The organism is Rhodobium orientis, assembly GCF_003258835.1.
Classification (GTDB): Bacteria; Pseudomonadota; Alphaproteobacteria; order Rhizobiales; family Rhodobiaceae; genus Rhodobium; species Rhodobium orientis.
In genome coordinates, this window is sequence record NZ_NPEV01000029.1 from 19,576 (window position 1) to 43,557 (window position 23,982).

22 protein-coding genes are annotated in these 23,982 nt (G+C 65.5%); 5 read left to right on the plus strand and 17 right to left on the minus strand.

The annotated features are described in order from the left end of the window. Positions 1–42 precede the first annotated feature (42 nt). A complete protein-coding gene (locus tag CH339_RS24340) occupies positions 43–369 on the minus strand; it encodes a hypothetical protein (protein ID WP_146610177.1) in 327 nt (108 codons plus the stop codon). A 617-nt stretch (positions 370–986) separates the two neighbouring features. On the opposite strand from CH339_RS24340, the gene CH339_RS13740 reads away from it, so the two are divergent. From CH339_RS13740 to CH339_RS13750, 3 genes are read left to right on the plus strand one after another with little or no spacing between them, the layout of a single operon-like run. Beyond that, entirely contained in the window at positions 987–1,943 is a 957-nt protein-coding gene (locus tag CH339_RS13740; protein WP_111434932.1) for an ABC transporter permease, read from the plus strand. 7 nt (positions 1,944–1,950) lie between these two features. Next, positions 1,951–2,874: an ABC transporter permease gene (locus CH339_RS13745; RefSeq protein WP_170138525.1), complete on the plus strand. Its 924-nt coding sequence runs from the start codon at positions 1,951–1,953 to the stop codon at positions 2,872–2,874. Between the two features lie 4 nt (positions 2,875–2,878). Continuing rightward, positions 2,879–4,531 (plus strand): ABC transporter ATP-binding protein, encoded by a 1,653-nt coding sequence (locus tag CH339_RS13750; RefSeq protein ID WP_111434933.1) that lies wholly within the window; start codon positions 2,879–2,881, stop codon positions 4,529–4,531. Positions 4,532–4,690: 159 nt separating this feature from the next. On the opposite strand, the gene CH339_RS13755 is transcribed toward CH339_RS13750, so the two are convergent. Both CH339_RS13755 and CH339_RS13760 read right to left on the minus strand, forming a co-directional pair. Further along, the gene (locus CH339_RS13755; RefSeq protein WP_111434934.1) at positions 4,691–5,374 is read right to left on the minus strand and encodes an HAD family hydrolase; all 684 of its coding nucleotides are present in this window, start codon (positions 5,372–5,374) and stop codon (positions 4,691–4,693) included. A 368-nt stretch (positions 5,375–5,742) separates the two neighbouring features. Next, positions 5,743–6,216 (minus strand): Dps family protein, encoded by a 474-nt coding sequence (locus CH339_RS13760; RefSeq protein WP_111434935.1) that lies wholly within the window; start codon positions 6,214–6,216, stop codon positions 5,743–5,745. A gap of 130 nt (positions 6,217–6,346) precedes the next feature. On the opposite strand from CH339_RS13760, the gene CH339_RS13765 reads away from it, so the two are divergent. Continuing rightward, positions 6,347–7,261 carry a hydrogen peroxide-inducible genes activator gene (locus tag CH339_RS13765; RefSeq protein ID WP_111434936.1) on the plus strand — a complete coding sequence of 305 codons (915 nt, stop codon included), beginning with the start codon at positions 6,347–6,349 and terminating at the stop codon, positions 7,259–7,261. A gap of 68 nt (positions 7,262–7,329) precedes the next feature. On the opposite strand, the gene CH339_RS13770 is transcribed toward CH339_RS13765, so the two are convergent. From CH339_RS13770 to CH339_RS13800, 7 genes are all read right to left on the minus strand, one after another. Further along, positions 7,330–8,796, minus strand: a complete 1,467-nt coding sequence (locus CH339_RS13770; protein ID WP_111434937.1) for a pyridoxal-phosphate dependent enzyme — start codon at positions 8,794–8,796, stop codon at positions 7,330–7,332. Further along, entirely contained in the window at positions 8,793–9,725 is a 933-nt protein-coding gene (locus CH339_RS13775; protein ID WP_111434938.1) for an N-carbamoyl-D-amino-acid hydrolase, read from the minus strand. The genes CH339_RS13770 and CH339_RS13775 overlap by 4 nt, the downstream gene beginning before the upstream one ends. A gap of 4 nt (positions 9,726–9,729) precedes the next feature. Next, the gene (locus CH339_RS13780; RefSeq protein ID WP_111434939.1) at positions 9,730–10,962 is read right to left on the minus strand and encodes a M20 family metallo-hydrolase; all 1,233 of its coding nucleotides are present in this window, start codon (positions 10,960–10,962) and stop codon (positions 9,730–9,732) included. Beyond that, positions 10,959–12,179, minus strand: a complete 1,221-nt coding sequence (locus CH339_RS13785; protein ID WP_111434940.1) for a diaminopropionate ammonia-lyase — start codon at positions 12,177–12,179, stop codon at positions 10,959–10,961. Before CH339_RS13785 ends, CH339_RS13780 begins: the two co-directional genes overlap by 4 nt. Before the next feature lie 113 nt (positions 12,180–12,292). Next, a complete protein-coding gene (locus CH339_RS13790; protein WP_111434941.1) occupies positions 12,293–13,333 on the minus strand; it encodes a TRAP transporter substrate-binding protein in 1,041 nt (346 codons plus the stop codon). Positions 13,334–13,402: 69 nt separating this feature from the next. Continuing rightward, positions 13,403–14,683 carry a TRAP transporter large permease gene (locus tag CH339_RS13795; protein WP_111434942.1) on the minus strand — a complete coding sequence of 427 codons (1,281 nt, stop codon included), beginning with the start codon at positions 14,681–14,683 and terminating at the stop codon, positions 13,403–13,405. 2 nt (positions 14,684–14,685) lie between these two features. Next, a complete protein-coding gene (locus tag CH339_RS13800; protein ID WP_111434943.1) occupies positions 14,686–15,204 on the minus strand; it encodes a TRAP transporter small permease in 519 nt (172 codons plus the stop codon). A gap of 144 nt (positions 15,205–15,348) precedes the next feature. On the opposite strand from CH339_RS13800, the gene CH339_RS13805 reads away from it, so the two are divergent. Then, on the plus strand, positions 15,349–16,254 hold the full coding sequence (locus tag CH339_RS13805) for a MurR/RpiR family transcriptional regulator (protein ID WP_111434944.1): 906 nt from the start codon (positions 15,349–15,351) through the stop codon (positions 16,252–16,254). 33 nt (positions 16,255–16,287) lie between these two features. On the opposite strand, the gene CH339_RS13810 is transcribed toward CH339_RS13805, so the two are convergent. The 7 genes from CH339_RS13810 to CH339_RS13840 all read right to left on the minus strand — a co-directional run bounded on the left by CH339_RS13810 (position 16,288) and on the right by CH339_RS13840 (position 23,979). Next, complete coding sequence (locus CH339_RS13810; RefSeq protein ID WP_111434945.1) at positions 16,288–17,325, minus strand: quaternary amine ABC transporter ATP-binding protein; 1,038 nt, start codon at positions 17,323–17,325, stop codon at positions 16,288–16,290. Between the two features lie 4 nt (positions 17,326–17,329). Then, positions 17,330–18,202: an ABC transporter permease gene (locus tag CH339_RS13815; RefSeq protein ID WP_111434946.1), complete on the minus strand. Its 873-nt coding sequence runs from the start codon at positions 18,200–18,202 to the stop codon at positions 17,330–17,332. Positions 18,203–18,364: 162 nt separating this feature from the next. Continuing rightward, complete coding sequence (locus tag CH339_RS13820; RefSeq protein WP_111434947.1) at positions 18,365–19,375, minus strand: ABC transporter substrate-binding protein; 1,011 nt, start codon at positions 19,373–19,375, stop codon at positions 18,365–18,367. A gap of 127 nt (positions 19,376–19,502) precedes the next feature. Beyond that, a complete protein-coding gene (locus CH339_RS13825) occupies positions 19,503–20,519 on the minus strand; it encodes an Ldh family oxidoreductase (protein WP_111434948.1) in 1,017 nt (338 codons plus the stop codon). Positions 20,520–20,543: 24 nt separating this feature from the next. Then, positions 20,544–21,278 carry a DUF3726 domain-containing protein gene (locus CH339_RS13830; RefSeq protein ID WP_170138526.1) on the minus strand — a complete coding sequence of 245 codons (735 nt, stop codon included), beginning with the start codon at positions 21,276–21,278 and terminating at the stop codon, positions 20,544–20,546. Continuing rightward, positions 21,275–22,990: a hypothetical protein gene (locus CH339_RS13835; RefSeq protein WP_111434950.1), complete on the minus strand. Its 1,716-nt coding sequence runs from the start codon at positions 22,988–22,990 to the stop codon at positions 21,275–21,277. The genes CH339_RS13830 and CH339_RS13835 overlap by 4 nt, the downstream gene beginning before the upstream one ends. Next, entirely contained in the window at positions 22,990–23,979 is a 990-nt protein-coding gene (locus tag CH339_RS13840; protein ID WP_111434951.1) for a membrane dipeptidase, read from the minus strand. Before CH339_RS13840 ends, CH339_RS13835 begins: the two co-directional genes overlap by 1 nt. Positions 23,980–23,982: the final 3 nt, after the last annotated feature.

Here is a 23,982-nt window from a genome sequence, read left to right on the forward strand (position 1 = left end):
TGGGACTACCCGCCAAGGGCGCCCCGGCCCGTACCGTCCGGCTTACCGCCAGTAGTAGCGGCTGCGCGGACGGATGTGGTACCGGCGACCGCGGCTGTAGCGACGGTAGTGCCGCGGACGGCTCCACCGGCGATAGTGCCGATAGCTGCGCCGACGATAGTGGCGGCGACGGCTCCACCGACGGTAATGCCGGCGGCTGCGGCGGCGGTAGTGGCGCACCTTGGTGGTGTTCTTCTGGCCGACACCGTCGGTGGCGGTCCCGACCGCGCTACCGGCGGCACCGGACATGGCGGCGGTGGCAGGCTGTGCCAGAGCAACGGCACCGAGCGCCAGGGCCGCGGCAGCGATGGTCTTGAGATACTTGTGCATTTCCATTCGCTCCTTTCGGTTATATCGGTCTGTCGTCCCGACCATTGAAACATAGGATTGCGTTTACGGAGCCGTGTTGACGCACGTCACACTTTGGCAGATTGCCCCCCTAATAGAAAACCCGTACTCCGCATAAATGACAAAAACTTCATCAGAAAACCGCAAAAAGCGGTAGCCGGCGCCGCAAGGCCCGCGGGGTGATGCCCTGCCGCGCCATCGACAGGACCGCTGCTGCGGGTGGACGGAGCGCATTGCACTGTCTATGCTTGGCCGCACCGGAAACCTTCCGGCAACGGGGTCACGTCTTTTTATGGCTGGGATGACTGCCGCAGCAGGCGCTCCAAGTTGAGCGGCCGCGCGACCATGTCATCGCCGATGCGTGATCCCGGAACGGGGAGCGGCACAATTTAGGTCGACAAAAGAACGACTTGTGCATGCGTCAGAAAAAACTTGAGGCCGAGTACCATTTGCGTTCTGCGACATCATCGTTTTGTTGACCTGGCTTCCCGGTTCGTCACGCCGAAACCGTTCCTTGCCGCGGACGCCGCGCCGGATACAACGCATCCGAAGGCCTTGTCGCGGCCCCTCGCCGCCCTTCCATCGGGAAACGATCGCCCATGCAACTGATCCTGAAAATGATCCTTCAAAGGCTGGGACTGGGGCTTTTCACCCTCTTCGTCGTCTCGGTCATCATCTTCTCGGCCGTCGAGCTCCTGCCCGGCGACCTCGCCCAGGAGATCCTCGGCCAGAGTGCAACGCCGGAGACGGTTGCCGCCTTCCGCCACGAACTCGGCCTCGATAAGCCCGCAATCGTCCGCTACATGGAATGGCTCGGCGGCGCGGCCACCGGCGACTTCGGCAAATCCCTCGCCAATGGTCGGGAAATCGCCGAGCTGATCGGCACCCGCCTTGCCAACACGCTGCTACTGGCCGCCTACGCCGCGGTGATCGCGATCCCGCTGGCGGTCGGTCTCGGCCTGCTCGCGGCGCTCTACCGAAACACCTGGTTCGACCGCAGCATCAACATCTTCACCCTGTCGTCGATCTCGTTTCCCGAATTCTTCGTCGCCTACATTCTCATCCTATGGCTTTCCGTCCATGCCGGGGTCTTTCCCTCGATCGCCAACATCAACGAGTCGACGCCGCTCTGGGACCGACTGATCCGCATGTTCCTGCCGGCGCTGACCCTGACGTTGGTCGTCACCGCCCACATGATGCGCATGACGCGGGCGGCGATCATCAACCTGCTGGCTGCGCCCTATATCGAGATGGCGCGCCTCAAGGGCCTGCCGCCCCGGGTCGTCATCCTGAAACACGCCCTGCCCAACGCCCTGGCGCCGATCATCAACGTCATCGCGCTCAACATGGCGTACCTCATCACCGGCGTCGTCGTCGTCGAGGTGGTCTTCGTCTATCCCGGCCTCGGCCAGCTCCTGGTCGATTCCGTTTCCAAGCGCGACATCACCGTCGTGCAGGCCTGCTGCCTGATCTTTGCCGTCGTCTACATCCTCTTCAACCTGATCGCGGACGTGCTCTCCATAGCCACCAATCCGCGGCTGTTGCACAAGAAGTGAGGGTGACATGACCATCGGCTCCTTCGCCCTTTACGGCCTCGGCCTCATCGTCGTCCTCACCATCGCCGCGTGGATCGTCAAGCGCGTCGCGGTCGTCGTCGCCCCGTCCGACTACGCCTATATCCTGAAGACGGCACCGCTCACCGCCTGGTTCGGCATGGTCGTCATCTTCATCTACGTGATGCTGGCGGTGCTTGCCCCGGTCTTTGCGCCGTTCTCCGAGACCGCCATCGTCGCCAGCGAATACGAGCCCTGGGGAGCGCCCTACTATCTCGGCACCGACAGCCTCGGCCGCGACATGCTCTCCCGGCTCATCTTCGCGGCCCGCAACACCGTCGGCATCGCCTTCCTGACCACGTTGCTCGCCTTCTTCCTCGGCGGTGCGATGGGGCTGCTCGCCTCCACCCTCGGCGGCTGGATCGACCAGATCTTTTCCCGCGCCGTCGACGTGCTGATGGCGATTCCCCAGCTCATCTTCGCGCTGCTGCTTCTGACCATCGTCGGAACGAACGTCGTCAACCTGATCCTGGTCATTGCCGTTCTCGATTCCACGCGGGTGTATCGCCTGTCCCGCGCTGTCGCCATGAATGTGGTGGTGATGGACTATGTGGAGGCGGCCAAGCTGCGCGGCGAAGGCCTTGGCTGGCTGATCCGGCGCGAGATCCTGCCCAACATCACGGCGCCGCTGATCGCCGAATTCGGGCTCAGGTTCTGCTTCGTGTTCCTGACCATCTCGGCGCTCTCCTTCCTCGGCCTCGGCATCCAGCCGCCGACCGCCGACTGGGGCTCCATGGTCCGCGACAACGCCACCCTGATCACCTTCGGCGACCCGACGCCGCTGATGCCGGCGGCCGCCATCGCGCTGCTGACCGTCGCCGTCAATTTCGTCGTCGACTGGATGCTGCACCGTTCCTCCGGACTGAAGGACTGAGACCATGGCTGATACCGACGAAATCCTGTTGTCGATCCGCGGCCTGAAGATCGAGGGCCGTTCCGAAGAGGTCTGGAGCGAGATCGTCCATGGCGTCGACCTCGACCTGCACCGCGGCGAGGTCCTCGGCCTGATCGGCGAATCCGGCGCCGGCAAGTCGACCATCGGCCTTGCCGCCATGGGCTTCACCCGCGACGGCTGCCGCATTTCCGGCGGCACCGTCACCTTCGACGGCATCGAGCTAACCAGGTCGAGCGTGCGTACCCGCCGGGCCCTGCGCGGCAAGCGCATCGCCTATGTGGCACAGTCGGCGGCGGCCAGCTTCAACCCGGCCCACCGGCTCATCGACCAGTGCACGGAGTCCGCCGTCCACCACCACGTCATGTCCCGGTCCGAGGCCGAGCACGACGCCATCGACCTTTTCCGGCGCATCCAGCTCCCCGACCCGGAGGATATCGGGTTCCGCTATCCGCACCAGGTCTCCGGCGGCCAGTTGCAGCGCGCGATGACGGCGATGGCCATGTCCTGCCGGCCCGACCTCATCATCTTCGACGAGCCGACCACCGCCCTCGACGTCACTACCCAGATCGAGGTGCTGGCGGCGATCCGCGATGCGGTGGAGCAGTTCGGCACGGCCGCCATCTACATCACCCACGACCTTGCGGTCGTCGCCCAGATGGCCGACCGCATCCTGGTGCTCCTGAAGGGCGATCCGGTCGAGGAGGCCGACACCCGCACCATGCTGGCCGAGCCGCAGGAGGAGTACACCAAGTCGCTGTGGGCCGTGCGGTCCTTCAAGCGACCGGAAAAGCCCCTCGCCCCGCCGGAGGAGACGCCGGTCGTTTCCGTCGACCACGTCACCGCCGCCTACGGCACCCTCACCGTCCTCCACGACGTCAGCTTCGACATCCATCGCGGCCGCACGGTCGCCGTCGTCGGCGAATCCGGCTCCGGCAAATCGACCGCGGCGCGCTGCATCACCGGGCTGTTGCCGCCAACCGAGGGAACTATCCTGTTCAACGGCGAGGAACTGGCCGCCGACTACCGCAAGCGCAGTTGGGACCATCTGCGCCAGATCCAGATGATCTACCAGATGGCCGATACCGCGCTGAACCCGAAGCAGCGCATCCGCGATATCGTCGGCCGGCCGATCGAGTTCTATCTCGGCCTCAAGGGCAAGAAGAAGGAGGAGCGCATCCGAGCCCTCCTCGACCAGATCGAGCTGGAGCCGGACGACTTCATCGACCGCCTGCCGGCCGAACTCTCCGGCGGCCAGAAGCAGCGCATCGGCATCGCCCGCGCGCTCGCCGCCGAGCCGGAATTCATCATCTGCGACGAGGTGACGAGCGCCCTCGACCAGTTGGTCGCCGAGGGCATCCTGAAGCTGCTCGCCAAGCTCCAGGACGACTTCAACCTCGCCTACATGTTCATCACCCACGACCTGGCGACCGTAAAGGCGATCGCCGACGAGGTGGTGGTCATGAAGGAAGGCAAGGTGGTCGAGGCCGGCCCCAAGAGCGAAATGTTCCGCCCCCCGCACCACGCCTACACGGACCTGCTGCTGTCGTCCGTGCCGGAGATGGACCCGGACTGGCTCGACAATCTTTTGAAGGAGCGCGAGGAAGCGGGCGTTAAAATCGAATCTGCCGGGAATTGAGGGGATGGGCGACGGGCGGCCATAGTCCGTCGCCAGCGCCACTGGATTGCCGCGTCGGCCTTGCGGCCTCCTCGCAATGACGTTGAAATAGTTGAGAGAATCGTCATTGCGAGCGCAGCGAAGCAATCCAGGGCGGATCGCCCGCCATTGGCGACGGCCCTACGCCACCGGCTCGCGCCAATGCTCCAGCGCCTCCAGCGTCGCCGGGATCTCGGCGAGGCGCCGCACAACCGTCTCGGCGCCCGCCTCCATCAGCGCGTCGGAATGGCCGAGCCAGGTGTGGCTGGCGCCGACGAAGCCGATGACGCGCATGCCGGCCGTTTTCGCGCCCATGACGCCGAAGGCGGAGTCCTCGATGACGAAGCATTCGGCCGGGTCGACGTCGAGCTCCTCGGCCGCGTGCAGGAAGACGTCCGGCTCCGGCTTGGTGCGGCCCTCGCGAACCTCCGGCGCGGAGAAGATATAGGGCCGGAAGCGGTCGTAGAGGTCGAACTTTCCGAGATAGGTCTTCAGGTGCCACATGCTGGAGTTGGAGCAGACGCAGCGCGCATAATCGATGGCATCGAGCACCTCGTGCGCGCCCTCGATGACGTTCAGTTCCAGGGCCATGCGCTCGTGGAAGACGCGGTATTTCTCGTCCTCGAAATCCTCCGGCAGCGGCCGGCCGAGTTCTTCCTCCACCAGTTCCTTGATGCGCTCGTGCGGCAGGCCGGCGAAGCGCACCGCGAACTCCGGTTCGCTGATGTCGAGGCCGACCTTGTTGTAGGCCTCGGCCTCGCAGGCGATCGATACCGCTTCGGAATCGATCAGGACGCCGTCGCAATCGAAAATGACGAGCTGCATGGAAATCTCCGTCGGCGGGCGGCAGGGAAGGAAGGAGGACGCCGCCACGGGGCCAACATATGGCGCCGCACCCGCCGCGCCAAGGTCGCGCGGCTCTGAAGACCCGCTTTCGACCGCAAAAAACGCCCGACCGGAACGGGGAGGGGGAGGTCCGGCCAGGCGTTTCCCGCTCATCGGGCAGGTAGCTCGACAAGCCGCTCAAGAATGCTGCCCGGAGCGAGGGGGCTCCGGGCAGCTTGGAAGGGATGGGCCGCCGAGGCGGCGGCGGAAGCACCGGGAGAGCGCTGTCCCGAAACGTCCGCTTCATCCCCTCCGATCCGTCGGCCCCGTCAGGAACTGCGCTCGGGGCCGTGGGGTTTTGCGGGGGATCAGGCGATCATGGAGCGCAGCATCCACGCGGTCTTTTCGTGGATCTGCATGCGCTGGGTGAGGAGGTCGGCGGTCGGCTCGTCATTGGCGGCCTCGGCCGTCGGGAAGACGCTGCGCGCGGTGCGCACCACCGCTTCCTGGTCCTTGACGAGTTGCGCGATCATCTCCTTGGCGTCCGGCACGCTGGTCTCCTCGCTGAGCGAGGTCAGATCCGCGAACTGCTTGTAGGAGCCCGGAGCGTGGACGCCGAGGGCGCGAATGCGCTCCGCGATCTCGTCGACGGCCGTCGCCAGTTCCATGTACTGCTCCTCGAACATGGTGTGCAGCGTGTTGAACATCGGGCCGGTGACGTTCCAGTGGAAATTGTGCGTCTTCAGATAGAGGGTGTAAGTGTCGGCCAACAGCCGCGCCAAGCCGTCCGCGATGGCGCTGCGATCTTCCGATTTGATGCCGATGTCGATGGTCTGTTCCATGTTGCGCTCCTTTTTGGTGTCTGCGGCCCCGTTGGCCGTTGATCGAAAAATAGTATTCGCATTTGCTAAAGTGAAACGATATATGATGGAGTTAGTATTCGGATTTTCCGAATTATGAGAGGCTGCCCACATGCGTATCCTGCCGACCCTGAAGCAGCTCGAATATCTCGTCGCCCTGGCCGATACGGAGCATTTCGGCCATGCCGCGGAGGAGTGCAGCGTCACGCCCTCGACGCTGAGCGCCGGCATCAAGGACCTGGAAACGGTGCTCGGCATCCCGCTCGCCGAACGCACGAAGCGCAGCGTGCGGATGACGCCGCTCGGCCGCGAGATCGCCGCCCGCAGCAGGTCGCTGTTGAGGGATGCCGGGGAGATCATGGCGGTCGCCGCGGCGGAGAAGAAGCCGCTTTCCGGCGACCTGCGTCTCGGCGTCATTCCGACCGTCGGGCCGTACCTCTTGCCGCGGGTGCTGCCGGACCTCAGGCGCAAATATCCGGATTTGCGGCTGTTCCTGCGCGAGGAGCAGACCGACGACCTGATCGCCCGGCTGAAGCGCGGCGACCTCGACGCCGCCGTCATTGCCCTGCCCTATGATATTGAGGGGCTGATCGCCGAGCCGCTCTTCGACGACATTTTCAGGCTCGCCGTACCGGCGGGCCACCGGCTGGCCGACAAGGCGCACATCACCCAGGACGACCTTGAGGCCGAACCGCTGCTATTGCTTGAAGACGGCCACTGCCTGCGCGGCCACGCACTGTCCGCCTGCCAGATCGGCGAGCGCCGGCGCCGCTCCCAGTTCGAATCGACGAGCCTTTACACGCTGGTGCAGATGATCGCGGCCGGCATCGGCGTCACCCTGCTGCCGCAGCTTGCCATCGACAGCCACATCGCCGAGGGCACCGACATCGTGCTGCGGCCGTTGGACGGCGCGCCGTCGCGCGGCATCGGCCTGATCTGGCGCGCCGCATCCCTGCGCGCGGGCGAATTCCGCCTGCTGGCCAGGGAATTGGTGCCGGAAGGCACGCTCGAGAAAACCGCTGCTTAGAAATACCGTAAAGAAAATAATGCGTAGAACGGATGATTCGTTCTACGCACTTATCGAATTGCTTCCGGTCAGGCCTTGTTGAAGGCCTCGATCATGCCGTCCCAGATGCCGACGAGGTCCATCAGCCCGTTCCAGAACCCCTGGTCGCGGCGGACATCAAAATCGGCGAGCGAGACGCCCTGCTGCTCGACCCAGGTGTAGTAGCCGAGATTGAAGATCCGCTCGCGGTCGAAGCGGCCGAGTTCCATCGTGTGATCGGTGGCCGCGCCCAGCATGTAGCGACCATAGGCTTCCGCCGCATCGAGCGCTTCGAAGCGCCCGCCCGGCACCTTTTCCTCGGCCATGGCGAGTTCGGTCTCGTACATCGCCGCCCCGTCGGTGGCCACCGTCAGCACCGCGTCGTCCGGCCCGAGCCCCATATATTTGGCGTATTTGACGGCGCCGAGGATGTTGGCGATGGAGGAGAGGCCGAGATCGCCGAGACCGGAAAGCGCCTCCTGGGAAAGCCCGGTGCGCTGGCGCAGGTAGTCGCGTCCCGCCGTGGTGTTGAAGACGAGATTCAGATTGTCCGTTGCCCGGTCGGAAACGCCGATGACAAAATCGGTGTTCATGATGTTGTGGATCAGCGGCACGTGCTTGTCGCCGATGCCCTGGATGTTGTGCTCGCCATAACCGTTGTAGAGCAGCGTCGGGCATTCGGTCGCCTCCACCACGCAGATGTCGGTGCCGAGTTCGGCTTTCAGAAAATCGCCGGCGGCGAGTGTCCCCGCCGAGCCTGACGCCGAGACGAACGCACGGGGCCTCAGCCCCTCACCCACCGCCGCGAAGGTCCGCGCCAGCGCCGGCCCGGTCACCGCCCGATGGACAATATAATTCCCGAACTCGGAGAACTGGTTGAAGATGATGTTCTCGTCGTCCTTCGCCAGCTCGTGGCAGGCGTCGTAGATCTCCTTGACGTTGCTCTCCGTTCCCGGCGTGCGGATGATGTCGGCCGGGTCCGCCGTCCACTCCTCCAGCCAGCGGAACCGCTCCTTGCTCATCCCCTCCGGTAAGACGGCGACGGAGCGGCAGCCGAGGATGCGCGAGATGGCGACGCCGCCGCGGCAGTAGTTGCCTGTCGAGGGCCAGACGGCGCGGTGCTTGCCGGCATCGAATTTTCCCGAAAGGAGCCGCGGCACCAGGCAGCCATAGGCGGCGAGCACCTTGTGGGCATGGATCATCGGAAAGCGGTTGCCGAGGGCAACGACGATCTTCGCCTCAACCCCCGTCAGTTCCGGGCCGAGCACAACGTGATCGGGGACAGGCGCAAGTCCGCGTCGGCCGGCATCGTTGTGCCAGTGGACACGGAAAAGGTTCTCCGCTGCGGGCGTGTCCGGATCGATGCCGGCGATCTCGGCCATCTTGCCTGCCAGCCGCGCCGGCGGGTCGGCAAGGTCGGCGATCTTCGGCAGGGTGACGCCGGCGCCGCGCAGGTGTTGCAGGTTCTTGTCGTAGGCGGCCTGATCGATGATGTCGCGTTCCAGCCCGAGGCTCATTTGGTGTCTCCGGAGACCGCGCCCTTGGTCGCGGTGATCAGCTGATAGTTTTCCGGCTCCCGGTGGAGCGCGAAGTTGAAGACGTTGGACCTGATTTCCTGGCACCTGTCGAGGTCGCACGGGGCAACGACGACCTCGTCCTCAAGGCCGGCGCATTCGGCAACCACCTCGCCGGTCGGCGCGATGATGCAGGTTCCGCCGATGAGGTCGCATCCCTCCTCGCGGCCGGCCTTGGCAACGCCGACGACCCAGGTGCCGTTCTGGTAGGCCCCGGCCTGCATGACGAGGCGGTTGTGGAAGTCCTGCAGATAGTCGTGCTCCGGCGCCGGCGGATAGTGCAGCGGCGTGTTGTAGCCGAGCACGATCATCTCCGCGCCCTTCAGGCCCATGACCCGGTAGGTCTCCGGCCAGCGGCGGTCGTTGCAGATGCACATGCCGACCTTGCCGCCGAACGCCTCGACCACGGGAAAACCGAGATTGCCGGTCTCGAAATAGCGCTTTTCCAGGTGCTGGAACGGCCGCCAGGGTTCGTTGTCGAAATGGCCGGGCAGATGCACCTTGCGGTATTTGCCGACGATCTGACCTGCCTTGTCGACGAGGATCGCGGTGTTGAAGCGCTGGCCGTCCGGCGTCAGTTCGGCATAGCCGAGATTGAAGCCGATGGAGAGCTCGCGGGCGAGGTCGAACAGCGGCTGGACGTCCGGGTTCGGCATGCCGCGTTCGAAGAAGCGCTCGATCTCGGCATCGGTCACCATGTACCAGCGCGGAAAGAAGGTGGTGAGCGCCAGCTCCGGAAAGACGACAAGATCCGCGTGCTCGTCCTTGGCCTCGCGAAGCAGCGCCATCATCCGGGAGACGGCGGAGGAGCGCGGCTCGTCGAGGGCGATCGGCCCCATCTGGGCGGCGGCGACGTTTACGATACGGGACATGCCCTCACCTCCCCGCCGCCGAAAGGACCATCTGCAGGAGCACATTGGCGCCCGCCGCGATCTCGTCCGGTGCGGTGTATTCTTCCACATTGTGGCTGATGCCGCCGGCCGAGGGCACGAAGACCATCGCCGTCGGACAGTTCGGCGCGAACATCTGCGCGTCGTGCCCGGCACCGGACGGCATGCGCATGGCCGTATGGCCGAGCTTTTGCGCCGTTTCCGCGACCAACGACACGAACGCCTCGTCGAAGCCGACGGGTGCAAAGCGGGCGAGGCTGCGCGCCGCGATCGTCACGCCCTCGCTCTTTTCCAGCTCCACGACCCGCGCCGCCATCTGCGCCTCGGCTTCGCGCAGGAGGAGGTCGTCGGTGTTGCGCAGATCGACCGTGATCCGCGCGGAGCGTGCGATGACATTGACGAGGCCCGGATCGAGCTCGATGGCCCCGGCCGTTGCCACCTGATCGCCGCCGATGTCGCGGGCGATCCGGCGCGCTTCGACGGCGATCTCCGCCGCCACGTAGCCGGCGTCGTGGCGCAGCCGCATCGGCGTCGTGCCGGCATGGTTGGAAACGCCGGCGACGGTGTACTCGGTCCAGGAGATGCCCTGCACCCCGGTGACGGCACCAATGGCGATGCCCGCCTCCTCCAGCACCGGCCCCTGCTCCACATGGAGCTCGAAATACGCGCGCGGGGTAACAGAGCCCGCCGGCGTCTCGCCGGCATAGCCGATGCGCTGCAGCTCTTCGCCGACGGTGGCCCCATCGATGCCGGCGGTGGCAAGGCAAGTCTCCAGAGATAGCGCTCCCTGGTGGACGCCGCTGCCCATCATGTCGGGCGCAAAGCGCGCGCCCTCCTCATTGGTGAAGAAGGCGACGCCGACCGGATGGTGGGTCGTGAGGCCGAGGTCGTTGAGGACGTCGATGACTTCCAGCCCGGCGAGCACACCGAGATTGCCGTCATAGAGCCCGCCGGTCGCCACGGTGTCGATATGCGAGCCGACGAGCACCATCGGCCCGTCCGTCTCGCCCTTGCGTGACCCGACGACGTTGCCGATGGCATCGACGGTGACGGCAAGGCCGGCATCGCGCATCCAGCCGCTGACGAGGTCGCGCCCCGCCTTGTCGGCATCGCTGAGGGCGAGCCGGCAGACGCCGCCGCCCGGCAGCGAACCGACCTCGCCGAGCGCCCTGATCCGGCCCATCAGCCGGTCGAGATCGATCCTATGGTTGGTAATCATGCCGCCACCTCATCGGATGCCCTGCCGACCACATCGCGGAAAACCGCCTCGTCGACGGCCCCCTCGCTGCCGATGACGACGACGCGGGATTCTTCGTCGAGCTTGAGTTTTTCTCTGGCGCCGGGATCGGTGGCCGCCGTGATCAGAGCGGCAAGGCCGGCAACGCCGGATTCCCCGCCGACCACCGGCGGATCGCCGGCAACGCCGTTGGCCAGCAGCCGCATGGTTTCTTTCGCCGCTTCGTCGTCGACAATCATCGCCGCATGGGCGCCCGGCCGTAGGATCTCCCAGGCGAGCGCCGAGCATTCGCCGCAGGACAACCCGCCCATGAAGGAGTCGATGTCGCCGGTGACCGACGTCGGTTCCCCGGCTTCAAGGCTCTTGAACCAGCACGCCGCCTGCTTCGGTTCGACGAGGATCGTCATCGGCCGCGCGGCGTCGGAACGCCGCCAGAATTCCGCGGCAACGGCCGCGGCCATGCCGCCAACGCCCGCTTGCAGGAAGAGATGGGTCGGGGCTGCGTCGAGCTGCTCGAAGAGTTCGTCGGCGAGCAGCGCATAGCCCTGCATGACGTCGCGCGGTGCCGTAACGATGTCGCTGTCGCTGGTGTCGGGAATGACGGTCCAGCCTTCCTCGCGCGCGGTCTTGAAGGCATGGCGGACGGCGTCGTCGTAGCTGCCCTTGAGGCGCCGCACCTCGGCGCCGAGATCGGCGATGGCGTTTTCGCGGGCAGCCGAGACCGCCTCGTTGATGAAGATGACGCAGCGGCAGCCGAACATGCGGGAGCCCCAGGCAACGGAGCGCCCGTGGTTGCCGTCGGTCGCGGCCGTCACGGTGACCCTGGAGACAATATCCGCATGGGTGCCATCGAGAATGCGGGCCGGATCGACGTCGGCCTCTCCGGTCGCCTCGGCAACCGCGCGGATCAGGCAGCGCTCAACGGCAAAGGCGCCGCCGAGCGGCTTGAAGCTTTTCAGGCCGAAGCGTGCGCCCTCCTGCTTGTAGGAAAGCCTGGCGATGCCGAGCTCGCGGGCAAGGCCGGCAAGCTCGACCAGCGGCGTCGGCGCATAGCCGGGCCAGGCGGTGATGCAGCGCCGGGCTTCCGCGAGGCCTTCGGCATTGAGGACGGCGGCCTGCCGGTCGCCATAGGCGGCACTCGGGTCCGCGCCGGGATTGTCGATCAGCTCGAACGGGAGCTTTGGAAAGGCAAGTGTCATGGGAGCCGGTTTTTCTGGTTCTTGGGCGTTTGACGTTTGGAGTTTTCGGGGCGTTCGGGAACAGACGGGACCGGGGACGCCGCCCCCCGGTCCCGCCCTGGAGCTGAAAAGCGTTACTCCGCCTTTTCGATGGCCTCCATCATGGCGTCCAGCATCTCGGTGCCCTCGGCGCCGAGCTTTTCGGCGATCAGCTCGCGCACGGCCGGCTGCGCGGCGGCGGCGAACTTCTTCTGCTCTTCCGGCGTGACGACGTTGACTTCCATGTTCTTGGCCAGCTTCGGCAGACCGCGATCGGAAGCCTCGATGACGCGCGAGACGCCGCGGCCGGATTCCGTCGCCACTTCCGAGGCCCAGTCGACGATCTTCTGGTGCTCCGGGCTGAGGCTGTCGTAGAAGTCCTTGTTCATGGTCCAGATGTAGGGGGTGATCACGTGGTTGGTGATCGACAGGTATTTCTGGACCTCGTCGAACTTGGCAAAGGCGATGATCGGGATCGGGTTCATCTCGCCGTCGGCAACGCCGGTCTGCAGCGAGGTATAGACCTCGGCCCAGGGCAGCGGGGTGGCCTGCGCGCCGAGCGAATCCACCATCGCCTTGTGGGTCGGCAGGGTCATGGTTCGGATCTTAAGGCCGTCCATGTCCTCGACGGTCTTGATCGGCCGCTTGGAGTTGGTAAAGGCAAAGAAGCCGCCGGAATCGATCATGCCGAGCACCTTCAGCCCGGTCTTGGCCTCCAGGTCGCCGCAGAACTTCTTGCCGAACTCGCTGCGCTGATCCATCACCCGGCTGGCGACCGCAATGTTCGGGAAGGCAAACGGAATGTCGAAGATGCCGACCAGCGGATAATGCTGGGCGATGCCGCCGGCCGACGAGATGGTCGACTCCACGATGCCATCGCGGACCTGCTGGATGACCTCGTTGTCCTTGCCGAGCTGGCCATTCGGATAGATCTTGACCTCGATGTCGCCGCCGGAGGCCGACTCCACCAGCGACTTGAAGATCGCCGCCATGGCACCGGAATGGCTCTCGAACGGATCGGCCGGGTTGAGATGTCCGACGCGGATGGTGATGTCGGCCGCAAGCGCGCTGCCGGCGATCGATGCGGCCGCGACGGTCGCCGCAGCGGTGCTCGCGATTTTCTGGAAGATACTCATTTTATTACCTCTTTCGGGTTGGCAGTTGGAGGCATTTGCCGCCAATGATACGGCGGCTGGAGGACGGGGCTAGAGCCCCAACCATCTGGGAACGGCCAGCGTCAGCCCCTCCCAGTAGGCGATGACGAAAAGCACAAGCACCTCGCCGATGAGGAACGGCCACAGCGACTTGGCGATGTTCTCGATCTTCTCCTTGGTGACGGAGGCGAGAACGAACAGGCAGGCGCCGACCGGCGGCGTCATCAGCGAGATGTTGAGGGCGAGGATGATCATGATGCCGGCATGCACAGGGTCCATGCCGATCTCGGCCGTCAGCGGCGCCAGCACCGGGGCAAGGATGATCAGCGTCGCGTTGATGTCCATGAAGAGGCCGATGAACAAGAGAAGCGCGATGATCATGCCGATGATCATGTTCGGGTCGTTGGAGAGCACCAGGAAGCCCTCGGCGACGGCCTGGGGGATCTGGTTGAAGGTCATCCACCAGCCGAGGATCGAGGCCGAGGCGATGATCAGGAAAATGACGCCGGTGATCCGGGTGGTCCTGACGCACATGTCGTAAAGGTCGTGCCAGGTGAGCCCGCGATAGACGAGGCCGCCGACGATGAGGGCGTAGAAGACGGCAATCGACGCGGCCTCGGTCGGCGTCGCGATGCCGCCGAGGATCGAGCCAAGGATGAAGATCGGCAGCACCAGCGCCAGGAAGCTCTCCCTGAAGGCGCGAAGGATCGGCATGAGCTGCGGCCCGCCCTCGCGCTTCGGCAGGTTGAGGCGTTTGCCCAGCGCCGCGATGATCGCCATGCAGATGGCGCAGATGAGGAGCCCGGGGACGATGCCGGCGGCGAAGAGGCCCGCGATCGACACGCCCATGATCGAGCCGTAGATGACCATCAGGGTGGACGGCGGAATGGTCGGGCCGATGATCGAGCCGGCGGCCGTGACCGCGCAGGCGAACGGCTTGGTATAGCCCTGCTTGACCATCGCCGGCACCAGCGTGTTGCCGAAGGCGGCGGCATCGGCGGTCGCCGCGCCCGTGATGCCGGCGAACATCACCGAGGCAACCATGTTGGAATGGGCCGCCCCGCCGCGCAGCCAGCCGACCAGCGCATCGGCGAAGCGCACCAGATGCATGGTGATGCCGGAGCGATTCATGATCTCGCCGGCCAGGATGAAGAACGGCATGGCGAGGAACGGGAACAGGTCCAGCCCGGCGAACATGCGGTCCGGCGCCATCATCAGGAAGCGCCCGCCGCCCATCTCGAAGATGCCGACGAGACCGGCGACGCCGAGCACAAAGCCGACCGGCATGCCGAGGAAGAGGAGGATGAAAAAGGTTGCGGCAACGACGAGCATGATCAGATCTCCGCCCGGTCGGCGGCCGCATGGACGTCGGACGCAAAGAAGTCGTGGATCGCAACGAGGCAGAGCTGGATGCAGGCCAGTCCGGCAGCCAGCGGCACGCCGATGAACGGATAGGCCTTCGGCATCTCGTAGATCATGGTGAGCCTTGAGAAGCCGCGCTCCACGAAGCCGATGCCGTAGATGAAGATGACGGCGAAGAAGGCGAAGGCGATGACGTCGAAGGCGATGGCGAGCAGCTTGCGCACCAGCGGCGGAAAGCGCTCGAAGATGACCAGCATGCCGATATGCTCGCGGTGCGAGATGCCGCTGGAGACGGCGAGCAACGCCATCCAGATCATCAGGTAGCGGGCTAGTTCCTCGGTAAAGGTCCAGTTCGACGGCAGCACGTAGCGCACCAGCACGCCGAGCCAGACATCGAGCACCAGGAGGATGAGAAGGCCGACGCAGAGCCGCTCGACAAACCAGTTGAGCCGCCGGCTGAGGCCGATCGCATGCCGTGCCAGATCCTGCAAAGGATGCCCCTCTTCGACAATTGGATGTGGCGGTGTGTTTTATCGTTGCCACTACTCTGAAACCGAAATTTCAGATCGTCAAGGGCTTTTGAAACTGGAATTTTAGTATAGTCTAACGAGTCGGAACGTCAGCGGGAATCGACCATGTCCGATACACGCACAGGTTTTGGCGACGGCGATGGATCGGGCGCGGATCCCATGGCGCCGGTGACCTCGTCGCTGGAAGGCCGCATCCGCGCCCACTACGAAGACCTGCCGGAAAGCGAGCGCCGGATTGCCGATCTGATCCTGGAATCGCCCGGCGAGGTCGCCGCCTACAGTGCGACGGAACTGGCCGGCCTGTCCGGCGGCTCCAAGGCTGCGGTGACGCGGCTGGTCCGCCGTCTCGGCTTTGCCAATTTCGAGGAGGCGCGGCGCGCCGCCCGCGACGGCCAGACCTGGGGCTCACCGCTCTACCTGTTGTCGCGCGAGGCGCCGGCCGACAGTTTCGGCAGCCGCGTCCAGACCCAGATCGACCAGGACACGCGCAATATCACGCTGACGCTGGAAACCCTGCAATCGGACGTTTTCGGGGAAATCGTCGGCGCCATCTGCCGGGCCCGCCGGGTGTTCTTCCTCGGCTACCGCAACGGCCACTATCTCGCCGGCTATGCCCGCCAGCAGTTCCTGATCGGCCGCGACGAGGTCTATCTCCTGCCCTCGCCGGGCGAAACGCTGGCCGAGGAGATCGCCGGCCTGACCCCGGACGACATCCTCATCGTCCTCGGCTTCCGTCGTCGGGTCGACGAGATGCGCCAGGCGATGGCGGCTGCCGGCAAGGCGGGCGCGAAACTGCTCTACATCACCGACAGGACGGCAAAGCCCTCGCCGCACGCGACCTGGACGATCCCCTGCGCGGTGCGCGGCCGCGATGTCTTCGACCGCTATGCCTCGGCGATGTCGCTGCTGCACTTCCTCGCCGTTGCCGTCTTCAACCGGCTCGGCGCCAAGGCCCGGGCGCGCCTGCAGCGCATCGAGGGCCTGCACGAGGATCTGCACGACTTCGACTGAGCGGTCGCCCGGCACCGCGGCCGGGCGTTCCCATTACCCCGCCAGCGCCTCAAGCAGGGTTTTCGGCGTTACCACGCCGACCGGGCGCGCCGCCTCGTCGACGACGATGGCGGTGCCCGATCCGGTGGCAAGTGCCCGGAACCCCTCGTCGAGCATGGTGTCTTCGCGGATCCGGGGCGTGTCGGCCGGAAGCCCTTCCAGGGCCCCGTCGACCGGCTCGGCGATGGAGCCGATGGTCAGCACCCGCGAGCGGTTGACGTCGCGCACGAACCGTTCGACGTAGTCGTCGGCCGGATGCAGCATGATCTGCGTGCCGGTGCCGACCTGGCGCAGTTCGCCGTCCTTGAGGATGGCGATCTTGTCGCCGATCCTCAGCGCCTCGTCGAGGTCGTGGGTGATGAAGACGATGGTCTTGTGCAGCCGCGCCTGCAGTTCCTTTAGCTGGGACTGCATATCGTTGCGGATCAACGGGTCTAGTGCGCTGAACGCCTCGTCCATCAGCAGCACCTCGGCATCGGTGGCGAGCGCCCGGGCAAGGCCCACGCGCTGCTGCATGCCGCCGGAAAGTTGGGTCGGATAGTGGTTCTCGAAGCCGTCGAGGCCGACCAGGCTGATCTGCTCCATGGCGTGGTCGTAAGCCTTCTTCCGGTTCATGCCGGAAATGAAGAGGCCGTAGCTGACATTGTCGAGCACGGTCTTATGCGGCAACAGGGCGAAGCGCTGGAACACCATCGACACCTTGGAGCGCCGGAATTCCTTCAACTCGCGCTGGTTCATGCCGACCACGTCGACGCCGTCGACCAGAATGTGCCCGGCCGTCGGCTCGATCAGCCGGTTGAAGTGACGGATCAGCGTCGACTTGCCGGAACCGGACAGGCCCATGATGACGAAGGTCTGGCCGCCGGCGATGTCGAGGCTGACATCGCGGATGCCGATGACGTGTCCGGTCTGCTCCAGGAGATCGCTCTTGCTGATTCCCTGGTGCACGAGGTCCATCACCGATTCCGGGTCTTCCCCGAACACCTTGCAGATGCTGTCGACCTTTATCTTGATGTTCTGTTCGTCGGTCATCGGCTCAGTCCCCGAGATTCAGATGCTGTTGCGACCGTCGCCCATAGGCCTGGGCGATGCGGTCGAAGATGATGGCCAGGAACACGATGCCAAGGCCGGCGAGCAGGCCGCGGCTCACCTCCAGCCGCTGGATGCCCTGAAGCACCTGGTAGCCGAGGCCGCCGGCGCCGATCATGGAGGCGATCACCACCATCGACAGCGCCATCATCGTGGTCTGGTTGACGCCGGCCATGATCGTCGGCAGGGCGAGCGGGATCTGCGCGGTGAACAGGCGTTGGCGCGGCGTCGCACCGAACGCGGTCACCGCCTCGATGACCTCCGCATCGACCTGGCGAATGCCGAGATTGGTCAGCCGGATGACGGGCGGGATCGCGAACACGATGGTGGCGAGCAGCGCCGGGATCTTGCCCGGGCCGAACAGCATCACGAACGGGATCAGGTAAACGAAGATCGGCATCGTCTGCATGATGTCGAGCACCGGCAGCGAGATCGCCTGCAAGGTGTCCGACCGCGACATGGCTATGCCGATCGGTATGCCGAGGATGACGGCAAGAAGGGTGGAGATCAGCATCAGGGCGATGGTCGCCATCGCCGCGTCCCACATGCCGGTAAGGCCGATCAGGAACAGCATCGCGGCAACGCCGACGGCTGCCTTCCAGCTTCTCGTCGTCACGAAGGTCAGGGCGCACAGCGCCAGCAGCACGACGTACCAGGGCAGCCATTGCAGGAACCGCTCGGTCTCCGTCAGCATGCGCAGGACCGGCAGGAACGCTATTTCCAGGGCCTCGCCATAGTTGGCGACGACCCAGTTGAAACCGTCGTCAATGCCGATACGCAACGCCCGCGTGTCGATGAGTTCTGGAAAGTTCTCCGCCATGTCGCGGCTCCCGTGGGGTGGTCTGGATGGATCGGTATCGGGCCGCGATGGGAAGGCGCTGCAGGACGCTGCGCGGGCGGCCGGGAAAGCAAAAAGGGACGGGCGCGAAAAAGGGCGCCCGCCCCCTTATCAGATTTTAGCGTTCGACAACGCCGGAACCGCTCAAAGCGATTCCTTGACCTTGGCGGCCACGTCTTCCGGAACCCACGCGGTCCAGATGTCCTCGTTGTTCTTGAGGAAATAGGCGGCGGTGTCGGCCGGCGAGGCCTTGTTCTCGTCGCCCCAGGCCAGGACCTTGGAGATGTCGTCGTTCGGAACCTGCATCTTGGACAGGAATTCCGCGACGGCAGGCGCCTTTTCCTTGAGCTCGGTGGTCGCCGCCACGGCAACCTCGCCGACGGCCCAGCCGGTGACCTGCGGATCGGCGCAGTTCTTGTCGGTCAGGCACTTGAACTTGTCGGCATCATGCTCGGGCATGTCGAGACGCACGAGGTTGTACTTGCCGATGACGGCGGTCGGACCCCAGTAGTAGGCGACCATCGGCTTCTTGCGGGTCACCTGGCGGGCGATCGAGGCCTTCAGGTTGGCGCCGGAACCGGGCGAGAACAGCTCGTAGGTCTCGCCGAGGTCGAGGGCCTTGAAGAGATTGTTGGTGATGATCTCGCAGCCCCAGCCCGGAGGACAGCCATAGAGCCGGCCCTTGTCGGGGTTGGCGACGTCGGCGAACAGCTCCCAGTTATCCTTCAGGTCGCTGATCGACTTGATTTCCGGATGCTCCTTGGCGGTGTAGTCCGGAATCCACCAGCCTTCCTCGCCGCCGCTGCCGAAGATGTCGCCGGCCTTATAGACGTTGCCCTTGTCCATCATCTTGTCCCAGATCGCCTGGGCGGTGGACACCCACATCTCCGGGGCAATGGTCGGCTCGCCCTTGGTCAGCATCGAGGTCGCGGTCGGAACCGTGTCGCCCGGCACCACTTCGGCGTTGCAGCCATAACCATCGGCGAGGATTTTCTGGGTAACGTGGGCGAGCGTGCTCGCCGATAGCCAGGTCATTTCGGCAATGGTGATCTTGTCGTCGGTTCCGCATTCCGTTGCCGACGCCGGCGCGGCGGAAGCAGAGATCAGCGCGGCTGCAGCTACAGCGCCGAAAATAGAAGTCTTGAGGCTTCTCATATTGATATTCCCCTCAGGTTTAAATTTGTCACAACATAATAGCGCGGCCGTTCAGCCACGCGATTGGCGACAGCATGTGCTATCGAATAGCCGGGCGCAAATCGAGATTATTGATCCCTGGTTCAATTTAATTGTAATTCGGGCGACAGAAGCCGCGAATCCGGTTGAGCAATTCCGTATCTGCGGTAACGCCCTCCTCAACGATGCGGGCGCGGTTGGCCTGCCGCCGCCCGCCCGGCAGGCGGGTCCCCTCCTGCGCAGTGATGGCGGCGCTCAGCGCGCCCACACGCTCCGAAAACGCGGGGGAAAAGCCCGCCGGTTCGATGGCGATAAAGCACTGGCCGGTGTTGGGCGGTCCACCCTTGGTGCCGGAAAACGGGCTGGCGTCCTTGGAAAGCACGGCACCGGAGAGGCACGCGGCCAGAAGCTCCACCATCAGGCCGACCCCAAATCCCTTGTAGCCGCCGGCCGGTGCCATGGAGCCCTTCAGGGCCTCGGCCGGATCGGTGGTGACGTTGCCGCCGGCATCGAGCGCCCAGCCCGCCTCGATCGCTTCGCCGGTGCGCGCCCTCAGCATGATTTCCGATTTGGCGACGACACTTGCCGACTGGTCGATGACGATCGCCGCGCCACCCTCGGTATCGGGCACGCCGACGGCGAAGGGGTTGGTGCCGATCACCGGCGTCTTGCCGCCGGCCGGTGCGATGGACGCCGGCGCATGGGTGAAGCAAAGGCCGATGAGGCCGTCCTCCGCGATGCGCTCGGCGTGGTGGCCGAGGACACCGCAATTGTAGGAGTTGAAGACGGTCATGGCGGCAATCCCGTTCTCCCGCGCCGCGTCCAGGAGCGCCTGCCAGCCGGCATCGATCGCCGGATGGGCGAAGCCGGAGCGCGCATCGACCGTGACCGCTCCCGCCCGTTGCCGCGAAACGACCGGTTCGGCCCGGCCGTCGACCTTGCCGCAGACGACGTGCTCGGCATAGATCGGCACATATAGGAGGCCATGGCTGCGGATGCCGTCGCGCTCCGCCTTGACGGTCGAGCGCGCCACCGACGCGGCGGCCTCAGGGCGCGCCCCGGCACCGGTCAGGGCGTCCGTCGCGAGCTTTTCCACATCATCAAGGGTCAGGTGTTCGTCGGCCATCGGGGGCTCCTTGGAAGATCTCGATCAGTCATTGTCGGTGAGGCCCGCCCCGGCGCCGGCAATGCGCGAGCGATCGGTGGAGGGAACGAGGCATTTGCGGAAATGGCGCTGGACGGCGGCAAAGCTCTCCCCGTCGACGGCAACGCCCTCCACAAGCCGTCCGGAACGGGCCTTGAGGAAGGCCTCGGCCGAAAACGGCGGCAGGCCGTCGGCCTCGGCGAGCATCACGGTGGCGGAGGCCGGTGCCGGGCAGACAAGGCCGGCAAGCGTCGTCCCGGAGATGTCCACGCCATCGCCGGAACGCACCATGCGGATGGCATCAGTGCCGTTGTGCCAGGAGATGACGATCCGCGGCGCAGCAAGGCTCGAGGTTCCGATCGCAGCGAGCACCAGCGCCGGCTGATCGACCGCCGGCAGGAGCACCGGCAGCGCGTCGCCGCGGGCGGCCAGGAGAAGCAGCCGGTCGGCGACCGCCGGCCCGGCATAGATGGCCGAGACCGGTGCGCCCTCGGTGGCGGGCCGGGCTGTCAGGCCCTTCGGTCCGTCGTCGAAGGCGGCAACGGGAACGCTCGTGCCCTCTGCCAGGGCGTCGAGCGCGGGCGCTGCCACCGCCGCCGGATCGAGCCCGATTGCGGCCAGGAAAATAAGGCTCTTGGAAAACGACTCGCCGAAGCCGAACGGCGCACCGGCCCCGACGGCGGCCCGTGTGAAAAAGAACTTGATCTCGTTGAGCGAGAGCGGGGTTGCTGGCGCGCTCATAACGCCCCCTCCCCAGCGGTCGTCGGCGGCGCGCCCGGGCGCACCGGGAACACCCATTCGCCGTCCCACCCGCTAGCGAGTTCCAGGGGCAGAGGCGCGCCCTGGAACATGTTCACCCGGGTCCACAGGTCCGATTTCGGATCGAACTTGGAAACGCCGAAAAAGGCGAGCTTGAAGCGCAGCACGTCGAGCGGGCGCACGCCGGCGGCAAGCAGGTTGTCGCGGATCTCGCCATAGGGCGCGACGGCCGCCCCCTGCACCCGGCGCACCATGTGCCGGAATTCCGGATGGGCGATGAGGAAGTCGGCGACCGGCTCGGCCGGATCGCGCGCCTGGACGGCGGCAAAGAGCCGGGCCGCGTCGCGTCCGACGGAAAGCGGCATTTCCCGCTCCGCGCCGGGCTCCTTGAAGCGCTCGCCGAGCCGCGGCTCCAGCTTGTCCTCCGAGTAGTACCAGAACCGCTCCTGGGCGGTCGGGTCGTCGTAGTCGATGCCGAGCGCCCACCCGTAATGGGTGTCGATCAGATCCTTCAGGTTGCCGAGCGCCATCGCCGGGTCGAGGGCAAAGGCGCCATTGGCGCTCATCGTGGCGCCGAGATCGTCGACGAGGTCGCCGCGCTCCTCCAGCAGCAGCGACACGGTCAGCTCCTGACCCTCGGGCGAAAAGGCCTCCTCGGCAAAGCGATAGGCCGCGTCCCACGGATGGGAGGTCTTGAGCCCCTCCCCGCACCAGTCGGCAAGGGCGGAAAGATCGGCCTTCAGCCGGTCGATACGCTGACCCTGGGCCGCATCCTCCACCCGCCACTCGCCCACATGGCGCCGGGCGCGGCCGATCAGGCCAACAAAATCGGCAATGTCGGCGTCGCTGGCCGTCGCGATGGCGCGGACCCGGGCAAGCGCGGTCTCGCGCGCGGCCACCCAGTTGTGGATCAGCTCCGGGTATTTGACGAGAAACGGCACCATGCCGAGCCCGGTGGAATTGCCGATGCCGAGATAGCGCGCATGGTCCGGATCGAGGGAAACGGCAGCATCGCCGCCGCGACAACGGGCGACGTGATTGACGAGGTCGATGGTCAGCCAGCGGATCAGGTAGACCGCGAGCATTTCCGCCTGGAACGGCGCGGCAAGTTCCGGCCTCTCGGCGATCTTCAACCGGTCGGCGCAGCCGAACTTGCCGCTGCCATAGACCGCGGTCGTGCGCATCAGGTAGCCGACGTCGCAAAGAACCTCGGCGTCGGGTTGTTCGCCGCGCGAAAGGCGTTCGACGACATGCTCGAACAGGCGCAGGCTCTTGTTGCCGCGGGCAAGCACCAGTTCGCTCGCCCGGAACCGCCCCGCCTCCTGGCGCGGCGTGTTCTCGGCAAGCCGGGCGATATCCTCATCTGTCGGGATGCCGTCGAACAGCGAGAAGGTGCCGTCCCAGACCTTCGCGATCACCCGGTCGGTGCGCTCCTCGGGCGGGATGTCCCTGGTGAAGGAGACGAGGCTGTAGCTGCGCTCCGGCCCGTGGGCGGCATAGACCGAGGCGCCGAAGCCGTTGTCGTCCACGTCGAAGCGGACCCGCTCGAAGCGCCAGCGGTCCGAACTCATGCGGCGCAGGAGCTGGCGCATGAAGGAAAGCCGCGTCTGGAAGGCCGCGCCCATCCGCGCCAGCCGCATGACCTGGTCGGCCGGGCGGAGCGGGACGGCGGCGAGCGCTTCCAGGGAGGGCATCAGGCACCTCGCTCGAAGGATGTTCGGTAGAAGTCGAGCCAGTTGCGATAGGCGATGCGCTCGATTTCCCCGGTTGAAAACCCGACGCCTTTCAGGCCCTCCAGGATGTTGCCGAAATCCCGATTGTCGCGGAACCACAGCGGCTGCTCGGGAAAGCCTGCAGCCCCGGCCGAGCCCTCGCCATAGTCCATCTCGCGCGACCAGGTGCCGTTGCGCATCCACTCAACGACGCTGTCCGGCTGGTCCTGGCAAAGGTCGCTGCCGAAACCGACATGGTCGATGCCCATCAGCTCCACCGTGCGCGCCACCATCTCGCAGAAGGAGGTGAGCGTGCACGCGCTCTTGTCCTTCAGGTGATGGGGGTAGAGCGACAGGCCCAGCATGCCGCCGCTTTCCGCAAGCGCGGCCAGCACCGTGTCGGACTTGTTGCGCAGGGCCTTGTGCCAGCTTGCCGGATTGGCGTGGGTGATGGCGATCGGGCGTTCGGAAATCTCGATCGCCTCGAGCGTGGAACGTTCCGCCGAATGGCTCATGTCGACGACCATGCCGACCCGGTTCATCTCGCGGATCACCTGCCGGCCCATGCGGGTGACGCCGCTGTCCTCGGCCTCGTAGCAGCCGGTCGCCAAAAGACTCTGGTTGTTGTAGGTGAGCTGCAGGAAGCGGATGCCGAGCTGGTGGCAGATCTCGACGAGATCGATATCGTCCTCGATCGGCGAGCAGTTCTGGCAGCCGAAGACGATCGCAGTCCTGTCCGAGGCCATCGCGGCGTCCACATCGGCAGCCGTGCGCCCCGGCACGATGATGTCTGAAAACGCCTGAAAGCGTCGGTTCCAGGCACCGATATTGGCGACCGTCTCCTTAAAATCCTCGTGGTAGCAGATGGTGACATGGACGGCCGCCAGCCTGCCCTCCCTCATCTGGCGGAAGACCTTCTCCGACCAGTTGGCGTATTGCAGGCAGTCGATGACCGGCAGATCTTCGCTCATGTC